At 60.7% G+C, this 11891-nt stretch carries 10 protein-coding genes; 5 read left to right on the forward strand and 5 right to left on the reverse strand.

The features are described 5' to 3' along the window. Positions 1-81: 81 nt before the first annotated feature. Complete coding sequence (locus tag DCO47_RS21905; RefSeq protein WP_042607337.1) at positions 82-972, reverse strand: helix-turn-helix domain-containing protein; 891 nt, start codon at positions 970-972, stop codon at positions 82-84. Between the two features lie 176 nt (positions 973-1148). Between DCO47_RS21905 and pobA the strand changes: the two genes are divergently transcribed. Both pobA and DCO47_RS21915 read left to right on the forward strand, forming a co-directional pair. Further along, on the forward strand, positions 1149-2342 hold the full coding sequence (gene pobA, locus DCO47_RS21910; protein ID WP_083353470.1) for a 4-hydroxybenzoate 3-monooxygenase: 1194 nt from the start codon (positions 1149-1151) through the stop codon (positions 2340-2342). A 79-nt stretch (positions 2343-2421) separates the two neighbouring features. Next, a complete protein-coding gene (locus DCO47_RS21915) occupies positions 2422-3939 on the forward strand; it encodes an MDR family MFS transporter (protein WP_064365066.1) in 1518 nt (505 codons plus the stop codon). A 124-nt stretch (positions 3940-4063) separates the two neighbouring features. Here the strand turns inward: DCO47_RS21915 and DCO47_RS21920 are convergent, their stop codons facing one another. The 4 genes from DCO47_RS21920 to DCO47_RS21935 all read right to left on the reverse strand — a co-directional run bounded on the left by DCO47_RS21920 (position 4064) and on the right by DCO47_RS21935 (position 7995). Then, entirely contained in the window at positions 4064-4912 is an 849-nt protein-coding gene (locus tag DCO47_RS21920) for a cache domain-containing protein (protein WP_042607340.1), read from the reverse strand. A 129-nt stretch (positions 4913-5041) separates the two neighbouring features. After that, positions 5042-5899, reverse strand: a complete 858-nt coding sequence (locus DCO47_RS21925) for an ATPase (RefSeq protein ID WP_065616685.1) — start codon at positions 5897-5899, stop codon at positions 5042-5044. 116 nt (positions 5900-6015) lie between these two features. Next, positions 6016-7008, reverse strand: a complete 993-nt coding sequence (locus DCO47_RS21930) for an NAD(P)-dependent oxidoreductase (protein WP_116658906.1) — start codon at positions 7006-7008, stop codon at positions 6016-6018. A gap of 99 nt (positions 7009-7107) precedes the next feature. After that, entirely contained in the window at positions 7108-7995 is an 888-nt protein-coding gene (locus DCO47_RS21935) for a LysR family transcriptional regulator ArgP (protein WP_042607343.1), read from the reverse strand. Positions 7996-8091: 96 nt separating this feature from the next. Here DCO47_RS21935 and DCO47_RS21940 point away from each other — a divergent pair, with 96 nt between their 5' ends. From DCO47_RS21940 to DCO47_RS21950, 3 genes are all read left to right on the forward strand, one after another. After that, on the forward strand, positions 8092-8694 hold the full coding sequence (locus tag DCO47_RS21940; RefSeq protein WP_016773432.1) for a LysE/ArgO family amino acid transporter: 603 nt from the start codon (positions 8092-8094) through the stop codon (positions 8692-8694). Between the two features lie 176 nt (positions 8695-8870). Then, positions 8871-9467 carry a superoxide dismutase gene (locus DCO47_RS21945; protein WP_016773431.1) on the forward strand — a complete coding sequence of 199 codons (597 nt, stop codon included), beginning with the start codon at positions 8871-8873 and terminating at the stop codon, positions 9465-9467. Between the two features lie 328 nt (positions 9468-9795). Further along, positions 9796-11847, forward strand: a complete 2052-nt coding sequence (locus tag DCO47_RS21950) for a bifunctional diguanylate cyclase/phosphodiesterase (protein WP_116658907.1) — start codon at positions 9796-9798, stop codon at positions 11845-11847. Positions 11848-11891 lie beyond the last annotated feature (44 nt).

Consider the following 11891-nt stretch of genomic DNA (forward strand, 5'->3'; position numbering starts at 1 on the left):
GCGCGGTGTCAGCCAGCATCGTTGCTGAATGAGAGGCCGTATTCGCGAGCAGGCTCGCTCCCACAGGGGGTTGCGGTGTTCTCAGGATTGCTGCTCGGCCTTCAAGCGGTCGCGGAATGCCTTTGGCGAAATCCCCACCCGGCGGCGGAACAGCCGCGTGAAGTTGGTCGGGTCGGAAAAGCCCAACAACTCCGACATCTCGTAAATGGTCATGCTGGTGTAGGTCAGCAGGCGCTTGGCTTCCAGCAACTGGCGCTCGTGCATGATCTGCAACGCCGGTTGCCCGGCCAGTTCACGGCAGGTGCCGTTGAGGTGCGATACGGAAATGCCCAGGCGATGGGCGAGGTCTTCCACTTTGACGTGCTGGCGGTAAGTCTCTTCCACCAGCTGAATGAAACCGTTGAGGTACTCGCGCTGACGTTGTGGGCGCTGACTGGCCTTGTGGCGGACGATCGCCTGACGGCTGACCCAGACCATGATCACGCTGACCAGCGAATGCATGAGCATTTCCCGCGCTGGTTGATGGCCGTTGTACTCGGCCTGCAACGCTGCAAACAGACTGTTGAGGTAATCGCCGTCCTCGCCGGCCGGGTAGTTTTCCGCCCGGGCCAGGGCGTGTACCGAGTCGCCCAGTTGCGCCTGCAAATGGTTGATCAGGGGCGTCGCCAGGGTGACGATGAAGCCCTCGACGTCCTCGGAAAAGCGAAAACCGTGCACCGACAACGGTGGCAACACCTGTATCGCAGGCGTCTCGAGTTGCGTGCGCTGGCCTTCGATTTCAAGCTCTGCCTGACCTTTGAAAACGAATAGCAGCTGGCACAGATCCGCGTGGCGGTGAGGTTTGATTTCCCATTGATGTTCGCGACTGCGCGAGGAAATGGTTTCACAGTGCAGCAAGTCCGGGGTCGGCCAGTCCAGGCTTTCACCATAGAGCTTGAACACCGGAATCGAAGGCAGGGCAGGCTTGTTCATCACTTCAATCCAGGCCTCGGGTTTATGGGCGATAATCGCACCGATTGGCAGAATGTACAGGTATCGGCTCAGTTTTCACCTTCAATTGACAGACCCGCAAGGGAAAAATGCAAGCACTCGATCCATAAAATCATTCACCGGCTATTGCTGCGTGAAGCTTGCGAGTCATAAAAACAATGAAAACCCTGAAAACCCAAGTCGCCATTATCGGCGCCGGTCCTTCCGGACTGCTCCTCGGCCAGTTGCTGCACAACGCTGGCATCGACACCCTGATCCTCGAACGCCAGACCCCTGATTACATTCTCGGGCGCATCCGTGCCGGTGTGCTTGAACAAGGCATGGTAGAGCTGCTGCGTCAGGCCGGGATCGGTCAGCGAATGGATGCCGAGGGCCTGATTCATGGCGGATTCGATCTGGCGCTGGACGGTCGTCAGGTGCATATCGACCTGCACGCGTTGACCGGTGGCAAAACCGTAATGGTCTACGGCCAGACCGAGGTCACCCGCGACCTGATGGCCGCTCGTCGGGAGGCCGGCGCACCGACTATTTATCAGGCGAGCAATGTCGTTCCCCACGACATGAAAAGCGACGAAGCTTTTGTCACCTTCGAAAAGGACGGTGAATCGTGGCGCGTCGACTGCGATTACATCGCCGGTTGCGATGGCTTCCACGGCGTCGCGCGGCAGTCGATTCCTGCCGATTGCCTGAAGATCTTCGAGCGGGTTTATCCGTTCGGCTGGCTGGGCATTCTTGCCGACACACCACCTGTTCACGAGGAACTGGTCTATGCCCGTCACGAGCGCGGCTTCGCCTTGTGCAGCATGCGTTCGGCCACCCGCACGCGTTATTACCTGCAAGTGCCAGCGGATGAAAACGTCGATGACTGGAGCGATCAGCGTTTCTGGGATGAGTTGAAAAACCGCCTGCCGGTGGCCCTCGCGGAAAAACTGGTTACCGGCCCTTCGATCGAAAAAAGCATCGCGCCGCTGCGCAGCTTTGTCGTTGAACCGATGCAGTACGGCCGGATGTTCCTGGTCGGCGACGCCGCGCACATCGTCCCGCCCACCGGTGCCAAAGGCTTGAATCTGGCGGCCAGCGATGTCAGTACGCTGTTCAATATTCTGCTGAAGGTCTATCGAGAAGGCCGTAGCGATCTGCTGGAAAAATATTCAGAGATTTGCCTGCGCCGGGTGTGGAAAGCCGAGCGGTTTTCCTGGTGGATGACGTCGATGCTGCATCGCTTCGACGAGCACGATGAATTCAGCCAGCGCATCAGCGCTTCGGAACTGGACTACTTCGTCAGCTCGGAAGCCGGGCAGAAAACCATTGCAGAAAATTACGTCGGGCTCCCGTACGAGGCTATCGAATAGCCTGCTATCGACTTACACTGGCGAGCACTTACCCGCTCGCCTTGCTCCGAGCGGGTCAATCACTGCCCGCAGGTTTTCCGTGACCACTCTCAATCAGCCTGAAACGCCCAAACCGGCCATTCGCAGCGTGCTGGTCGCCTTGATGATGGCGATCTTTCTTGGTGCGCTGGACCAGACTATCGTCGCCGTGTCGATGCCGGCGATCTCCGCGCAGTTCAAGGACGTCAGCCTGCTGGCCTGGGTGATTTCCGGTTACATGGTGGCGATGACCGTCGCGGTGCCGATCTACGGCAAGCTCGGCGACCTGTACGGGCGACGCAAACTGATGCTGTTCGGCATGGGCCTGTTCACCCTCGCCTCGTTGTTCTGCGGCATGGCGCAAAGCATGGAGCAGCTGGTGCTGGCGCGCATTCTTCAGGGCATCGGCGCTGGCGGCATGATCTCGGTGAGTCAGGCGATCATCGGCGACATCGTCCCACCGCGTGAGCGCGGGCGCTATCAGGGTTACTTCAGCAGCATGTACGCCGTGGCCAGCGTCGCCGGCCCGGTGCTCGGCGGCTACATGACCGAATACCTGTCCTGGCGCTGGGTGTTTCTGATCAACCTGCCGCTGGGCCTCGGCGCGTGGTGGGTGGCGCGGCGCAACCTGCGCGGCTTGCCGATTCCGCAGCGCAAACCGGTGATCGATTACCTCGGCACGGTGCTGATGATCATCGGTCTGACTGCGTTGCTGCTCGGCATCACCGAAGTCGGCCAGGGCCATTCATGGCGCAGCAGCGAAGTGCTCGGCCTGCTCGCCTGCGCCGTGATCGTCCTGGCGATGTTCGTCTGGCATGAGCGCCGGGCACGCGAGCCGTTGCTGCCGATGCACCTGTTCGCCAACCGTAATGCCCTGCTGTGCTGGTGCACGATTTTCTTCACCAGTTTCCAGGCCATCTCGCTGATCGTGCTGATGCCGCTGCGCTTTCAAAGCGTCACCGGCGCCGGCGCCGACAGCGCCGCGTTGCACTTGCTGCCACTGGCGATGGGCTTGCCGATCGGCGCCTATTTCGCCGGCCGCCGCACGTCGATTACCGGACGCTACAAACCGCAGATTCTCACCGGGGCGATCCTCATGCCGATCTCGATTCTCGGCATGGCCTTCAGTCCGCCGCAAGCCACGTTGCTCAGCGGGTTGTTCATGTTGCTAAGTGGTATTGCCGGCGGCATGCAGTTCCCGACCTCGCTGGTCGGTACGCAAAACTCAGTGGAACAACGGGACATCGGCGTCGCTACCAGCACCACCAACCTGTTTCGCTCACTCGGCGGTGCGGTAGGCGTGGCGTTGATGTCGGCGCTGTTGCTCGCCTTGCTGCACGACTCCAGCTTCGCCCACTTGGCGAACAGTTCGCTGATCAGCGAAGGGCATTCTGGCAATGTCCTGCTCGATGGCCTGAACGCCGCGCCGGGAGATGCGCAGAACGCTTTGCGAGCAGAACTGCTGGTGACCTTCCGACACTTGCTCTGGGTCAGCACGGCAGTGTCGCTGCTGGGGCTGGCGGCGGCGATTGCCATGCCGAACAACCTGCTGCGCGGGCGCGAACACGGCGCGAAATAGCACAAGCACCGCAAAACCCTGTAGGAGTGAGCCTGCTTGCGATGACGGTATGCCTGTCGACATCATTGTTGTATGAAACACCGCATCGCGAGCAGGCTCACTCCTACAGAGGAACGGTGTTCGCTCAAGGGCTGTAGTAACCCACCGCAACGAGGAAGTGCCCGACCTTTTTCAGGTAGGCATGCTTGTCCTCGATCTTGCCGGTCACCGGGTTTTTCCAGCGGTATTCGTATTCGCCTTCATCCTGTTTGCCGATCAGCGCCAGAATCGGCTCGCCCACCGGCTTGCCTTCCGGGTCCTTGACCTTGCCAAAATCGGTGTTGATCAAGCGCAGGTTGGTGCCGTGTGCGACGTAGCGCTGGTTGTTCAGATCGACCACGAACACATACAGATCGTCCTGCAGATAACCACCCTTGAGCGAGTTGATCGCGGTCAGCGTGCCCTTCTCGTCCTTGCCCAGATCCGTCGCGGCTTTATCCAGCAAGGCCTTGGCCTGCTCGGCAGAGGCCCGCGGCAAGTAGTAACCGACGGCAAGAATGCGCTGGCCGACGCGCTGATAGAACACATGCTTGCGCTCGACCTTGCCGTCGGCCCAGTTCTGCCAGCGGTATTCGGCCTGCTGGATGCCGTTGCCTTCCGGCACCTTCAGCGCGTCCTTGAACGCCTTCTGCAGATCCGGCCCGAGCACTTCGCTGACATCGCGGCCGATGAGCGCCGAAGACGGCCCGCCGCTGGCAAGCATGACGCCCTTGGTGTCGAGGACGAAGACATAGCGATCCTTGTCGACAAACTCCCCTTGGCGGCTGAATGCGGCGAACGCCTTGTCGCCATTGTCGTGGTAGTAGGCCAAGGCTTTTTCCAGCAGGGCGATGGCCGCCTGACTGTCATCCTTGGCGGCGGTGGCGGCGCTGGCCTGGCCGAAACCGGCCAACAACAGCAGGCCGAGCCAGGCCACCTTATGCAAAAACCCCATAGCGCATCCCTCGTTCTTTTTGGTGTTTCAAGAGCGTAGACGGCTTGCGGTCATGTCGAGATATTCAGAGCGTTTCTGAACATTGCGCCGTGAGGCTGACAAGCAATGCTCGCCAGCCTCGATCGGCGCTTACGGGCGGGAATTGATCTGTTGCTGCAGGTTCTGGATCTGCGCCTGCAAGGTGTTGAGGTTGCGGGTCATCTGCGCGCGGAACGCATCGAACTCGGCGGTATTGCCGCCACCCTGTGGCGCGGCCGGGCGATTGTCCTGCTGACTTTTCAACACCACGATGTCCTGCTCCAGACGATCGATCGCCGCGCTCGGGTTGCCCTGTTTCTTCAGCGCCGCGATATCGGCGCCGAGGCTTTTGAACTGGGCGTCGAAGGCCTTCAGCTGCGCATCGACCTTGCTGGTATCGGCCGGCGTGCTTTTGATGGTCGCCAGCTCGGCGCTCAGGGCTTTGACCTGCGCCTGCAACTGCGTGTTGGCGTTCTGCTGTTCGGTGGTCTGCGCGGTCATCTGCGCCAGACGCTTGTCCAGCTCGCTGGCCTGACCGGCCACGCCTTGCTGCTGCTTGCTCTGGTCGAGCAACTTGCCTTCAAGCTGTTTGATCTGCAACTTCAGCGCTTCGCTGTCGCTGCTGACGTTGCTCTGGCTGGCGACGACCTTGCCGGAAATATCCTGCAGGCGCCCCGCCGCTTCTTCGCTGATGCGCGCAAAGCTTTCCTGGGTGGCGACCAGTTGCTGCTCCATCAGCGAAATCTGCTGGAAGCTCCACCATGCCAGACCGATGAAGGCGAAAAACAACGCGCCGACCAGCGCCCACAGCGGCCCGGTGCTGGCGGTCTTGACCTTGACCACGGGCGCGGTGCGCGAATGCACGGAAGTGCGGGGGCCGGGCGCGATGTCATCGTCATCGAACGGATCGGCGCGCAGGCTTGGCACGTTATCGAAATCGTCGTCGTGGGCATCGTTTCGCATGGACATTGAGGCAACCTTTGGCAAACGCGGTGATGGCTAAATGCTGCGAAGTATAACCGCCGCAGCCGCAGGCATTGACCCTCAAGCCGCAACGCGGTTCATTGCCGCCCGGCCGAATCGTTTCAACGAATGTCCTGAGCTTTCCACCACGCACAGAACTCATCGAGAGCAGCCCAGAGGCTGACTTTCGGGTCGTAGTCGAGATAATGCCGGGCGCGGCTGATATCCAGGGTGAAATTTTTCTTCATGACTTGCATGCCCAGGCGCGACAGGGTCGGCTCCGGACGTCCGGGCCAGAGCATGCACGCGCCCTCATTAAGCGCCGCGACGCTGTAGGCCAGACCGTAAGAGCGATATTTGCGCACCTGATCGACGTCCATCCGCCGCATCACGTAGTTGACCACGTCCCACAGCGGCACCGGCGTACCGTTGCTGATGTTGTAGGCCTTGCCCAGCGCCGAGCCAGCCGCCAAGAGGCTGCTGAGCATGACTTCGTTGAGGTTCTGCACGCTGGTGAAGTCGACCTTGTTCAAACCGTCGCCGATGATCGCCAGACGGCCCTTGCGCTGCATCTTCAGCAGTCGCGGGAAGATGCTCATGTCACCGGCGCCGGTGACGAAACGCGGGCGCAGGGCGATGGTTTCCAGACCGAACTCCTGTGCGCCGAAGACTTTTTGCTCGGCCAGATATTTGGTCGCGGCGTAGGGATGCTTGAAGCGCTTGGGCACTTGCTCTTCGGTCAGGCCGAGATGGTCACGGCCATCAAAATAGATCGACGGCGACGACAGATGCACTAGCCGCCGCACGCGCTGCTTGAGGCAGGCTTCGACAACGTTTTCGGTGACTTGGACATTGCCCTGATGGAAGTCCTGATAACGCCCCCACACGCCGACGGCACCGGCGCAATGCACCACCGCTTCGACGTCGCGGCAGAGGTCGCGTACCAGATCGGCGTCGGTCAGATCGCCCGGCACAAACTCCGCACCCCGGCGCACCAGATGCTCGACGCTCTCGGCCCGGCGACCGTTGACCCGCACTTCAAGGCCCTGCTCCAGGGCGAACCGCGAAAAGCGCCCGCCAATAAAGCCGCTGGCGCCGGTAACCAAAATCTTCATCAAAAACTCCAGGGAAGCAGCTGCAAGCTTCGAGCTGTCAACTGCAAGTTGAAACGGTGCTTGTTCTTGCCGCTTGCAGCTTGACGCTTGCCGCTGCGTTCAAGCCACTAGCCATTGCTTTGAGGCGCGCAGCAGTTGTTCGGTAAGCAGGTTCAGCAACTGGCCGCCGTTGCGCCAATGATGCCAGTACAACGGCACGTCGATCGGTTTATCTGGCAGCAATTCGCGCAGCACGCCGCGCTCCAGCTGTTCGCGCACTTGCAGTTCCGGCACCAGCCCCCAGCCGAGGCCGGCTTCGGTCAGGCGAATGAAGCCTTCGGAGGACGGGCATAAATGGTGCTCGAACGCGCCATCGACGCCCAACAGCGCCAGGTAGCGATGCTGGAGGAAATCGTCCGGGCCGAACACCAGTGCGGGGGTGCGTGGCAGCTGTTCGGCGCGTACGCCATCGGGAAAATGCCGGGCGATGAAGGCCGGACTGGCGAGCGCGCGATAGCGCATGGCACCGAGCAACACGCTGCGTGCGCCGGCCACCGGGCGCTCGCTGGCGCACAGGCATGCGGCCACTTCACCGGCACGCATGCGCTTGAGGCCTACGGTCTGGTCTTCGACGATCAGATCGAGCAACAAATGCTGCTCGGCGCAGAAATCGCCAACGGCGCCAGCCCACCAAGTGGCAAGGCTATCGGCGTTGAGGGCGATGCGCAGGCGATCCGGCAGGCCTTCTTCGTCCAGCGCCGGTACCGCCGATTGCAAGTCGCGCTCAAGCAAACGCACCTGCTGCACATGGTTGAGCAAGCGCCGGCCGATTTCGGTCGGCGATGGCGGTGTTTCGCGTACCAGCACCGGCTGGCCGACGCGCGCCTCGAGCAATTTGATGCGCTGGGAGATCGCCGACTGCGACAGGCCGAGAACCTGTGCAGCGCGATCGAAGCCGGCCTGCTCGACCACCGCGGCCAGCGCGGAAAGCAATTTATAGTCGAACATCAGTGTTCCTAATGGGCGATCAGCACTATTGGTTTTTCTTATACAGCGGCACGCCGGAGAATAGCCAGCAAGCACTCTCTTTCAAGGATATTTTCCATGTGGCAAAGCTATGTAAACGGCCTGTTGGTGGCGTTCGGCCTGATCATGGCGATCGGCACGCAGAACGCGTTTGTATTGGCGCAGAGCCTGCGCCGTGAACACCATTTGCCCGTGGCGGCATTGTGCGTGGTGTGTGATGCGATTCTGGTGGCGGCCGGGGTGTTCGGCCTGGCGACGATCCTGGCGCAGAACCCGACCCTGCTGGCGATCGCCCGTTGGGGCGGCGCGACGTTTCTGATCTGGTACGGCAGCCAGGCGCTGCGCCGGGCCTGCTCGAAACAGAGCCTTGAGCAAGGCGAAAACCAGACCGTGCGTTCGCTGCGCGCGGTCATGCTCAGCGCGTTGGCGGTGACATTGCTCAATCCCCACGTTTATCTGGATACGGTTTTATTGATCGGCTCGCTGGGCGCGCAGCAATCGGTGCCCGGCGCTTATGTAGTCGGCGCGGCGAGCGCCTCGCTGCTGTGGTTTTTCACCCTTGCTCTCGGCGCCGCATGGCTGGCACCGTGGCTGGCCCGGCCGAGCACCTGGCGCATTCTCGATCTGGTGGTGGCGTTGATGATGTTCGCCGTGGCCGCGCAGTTGATCATCGCCGGATGAATTAATGCTGAAGGCTCTGGAACCTCTATCCCACACAGTTGTTGCGTGGTTAAGGCGCGACCCCGGTGCTATGATCCGAACCCTGCGCCGCAAAGAGTAAAAACTCGCCGGTGCATTTCCGGCCGCCCGTGATCGGCCTTGCGCTCACCGCAACAGACCTGATTAGGAGAATCATCATGGCTTTCGAATTGCCGCCGCTGCCCTACGCACACGATGCCCTGCAGCCGCACATCTCCAAGGAAACCCTGGAGTTCCACCACGACAAGCACCACAACACCTACGTCGTGAACCTGAACAACCTGGTGCCAGGCACCGAGTTTGAAGGCAAGACCCTGGAAGAGATCGTCAAGACTTCCTCGGGCGGTATCTTCAACAACGCCGCTCAGGTCTGGAACCACACCTTCTACTGGAACTGCCTGGCGCCAAACGCCGGCGGTCAGCCAACCGGCGCACTGGCAGATGCCATCAACGCAGCGTTCGGTTCGTTCGACAAGTTCAAGGAAGAATTCAGCAAAACCTCGATCGGCACCTTCGGTTCCGGCTGGGGCTGGCTGGTGAAAAAGGCTGACGGTTCCCTGGCCCTGGCCAGCACCATCGGCGCCGGCAACCCGCTGACCAGCGGCGACACCCCGCTGCTGACCTGCGACGTCTGGGAACACGCTTACTACATCGACTACCGCAACCTGCGTCCGAAGTACGTTGAAGCGTTCTGGAACCTGGTCAACTGGAAGTTCGTGGCCGAGCAGTTCGAAGGCAAGACCTTCACCGCTTAAGCTGCGCGCCAGACAGGAAACCCGGCTTCGGCCGGGTTTTTTTATGCCTTGCGCATGGCGTTTGTCGCACGGCAAAAACAGCTTCGGGCCGTTTGCTGCCAGCCGACAGCCGACTACCATCAGAGACAGGAAAAAATCTTTGACCCGGTGCTCAAGTTGCGCGCCACTGCAACCGACACAGTAATTCAGAGCTATTACTCAAATGACGACATCGCGGCCAGGATACCGGCGAATTTTCCCGTGCCTGATTGTCCCTTTGACTGCCAACCCGGGATTGCCAATACTCATGGCAACTTGACGCTACCCGCACGGAACAAGGAATAACCCTTTGAAGCTGGAACTCAAGAACAGCTTGTCGGTGAAGTTGCTCCGGGTCGTGCTCCTGTCGGCATTGATCGTAGGCGTAGTCTTGAGCTGCGCGCAGATTGTCTTCGATGCCTACAAGACCCGTCAGGCCGTCGCCGGCGACGCCGAGCGGATCCTCGACATGTTCCGCGATCCTTCGACCCAGGCGGTCTATAGCCTGGACCGGGAAATGGGCATGCAGGTGATCGAGGGGCTGTTCCAGGACGACGCCGTGCGCCAGGCCTCCATTGGTCACCCCAATGAAGCGATGCTCGCGCAGAAATCCCGCGAATTGCAGCATTCCAGCAGCCGTTGGCTGACAGACCTGATTCTCGGTCAGGAACGCACCTTCACCACGCAATTGGTCGGCCGTGGCCCCTACAGCGAATACTACGGCGACCTGAGCATCACCCTCGACACCGCAACCTATGGCGAAGGTTTCATTGTCAGCTCGGTGATCATCTTCATTTCCGGCGTACTGCGCGCACTGGCCATGGGACTGGTGCTGTATCTGGTCTATCACTGGCTGCTGACCAAACCGCTGTCGCGGATCATCGAACACCTTACCGAGATCAACCCGGATCGTCCCAGCGAGCACAAGATTCCGCAGCTCAAGGGCCACGAAAAAAACGAGCTGGGCCTGTGGATCAACACCGCCAACCAGTTGCTCGAGTCCATCGAACGCAACACCCATCTGCGCCACGAAGCGGAAAACAGCCTGCTACGCATGGCCCAGTACGACTTCCTGACCGGTCTGCCGAACCGCCAGCAATTGCAGCAGCAGCTGGACAAGATTCTCGTCGATGCAGGCAAGTTGCAGCGCCGCGTCGCGGTGTTGTGCGTCGGCCTGGATGATTTCAAAGGCATCAACGAACAATTCAGCTACCAGACCGGCGACCAGTTGCTGCTGGCCCTGGCCGATCGCTTGCGCGCCCACAGCGGTCGCCTCGGCGCCCTGGCCCGCCTGGGCGGCGATCAGTTCGCCCTGGTGCAGGCCGACATCGAACAACCTTACGAAGCAGCGGAACTGGCGCAGAGCATTCTCGATGACCTGGAGGCGCCCTTCGCCCTCGACGATCAGGAAATCCGCCTGCGCGCGACCATCGGCATCACCCTGTTCCCGGAGGACGGCGACAGCACCGAGAAGCTGTTGCAGAAAGCCGAGCAGACCATGACCCTGGCCAAGACCCGCTCGCGCAACCGCTATCAGTTCTACATCGCCAGCGTCGACAGCGAGATGCGCCGCCGTCGCGAGCTGGAAAAAGACCTGCGTGACGCGCTGATCCGCGATCAGTTCTACCTGGTCTATCAGCCGCAGATCAGTTATCGCGATCATCGCGTAGTGGGTGTCGAAGCGCTGATTCGCTGGCAGCACCCCGAACACGGCCTGGTGCCGCCGGACCTGTTCATTCCGCTGGCGGAACAGAACGGCACGATCATCGCCATCGGCGAGTGGGTGCTCGACCAGGCCTGCAAGCAATTGCGCGAGTGGCATGATCAGGGGTTCGTCGATTTGCGTATGGCGGTCAACCTGTCGACCGTGCAACTGCACCACGCCGAGCTGCCGCGGGTGGTCAACAACCTGCTGCAGATGTACCGGCTGCCGCCGCGCAGTCTGGAACTGGAAGTCACCGAAACCGGCCTGATGGAAGACATCACCACCGCCGCCCAGCATCTGCTGAGCCTGCGCCGCTCCGGCGCACTGATTGCGATCGACGACTTCGGCACCGGCTATTCATCCCTCAGCTATCTGAAAAGCCTGCCGCTGGACAAGATCAAGATCGACAAGAGCTTCGTCCAGGATCTGCTGGATGACGACGATGACGCGACCATCGTTCGCGCGATCATTCAACTGGGCAAGAGCCTGGGCATGCAGGTGATTGCCGAAGGCGTGGAGACCGCCGAGCAGGAAACCTACATCATTTCCGAGGGTTGCCACGAAGGTCAGGGCTACCACTACAGCAAACCGCTGCCGGCGCGGGAGCTGGGCATTTACCTCAAGCAGGCGCAACGCAGCAATGCGGCGATTCTTTAAAGATCAAAGATCGCAGCCTCGTTGCACTCGTCAGCTCCTACAGT

Origin of the sequence: Pseudomonas sp. NDM (assembly GCF_003105095.1) — a bacterium.
Classification (GTDB): Bacteria; Pseudomonadota; Gammaproteobacteria; order Pseudomonadales; family Pseudomonadaceae; genus Aquipseudomonas; species Aquipseudomonas moraviensis_A.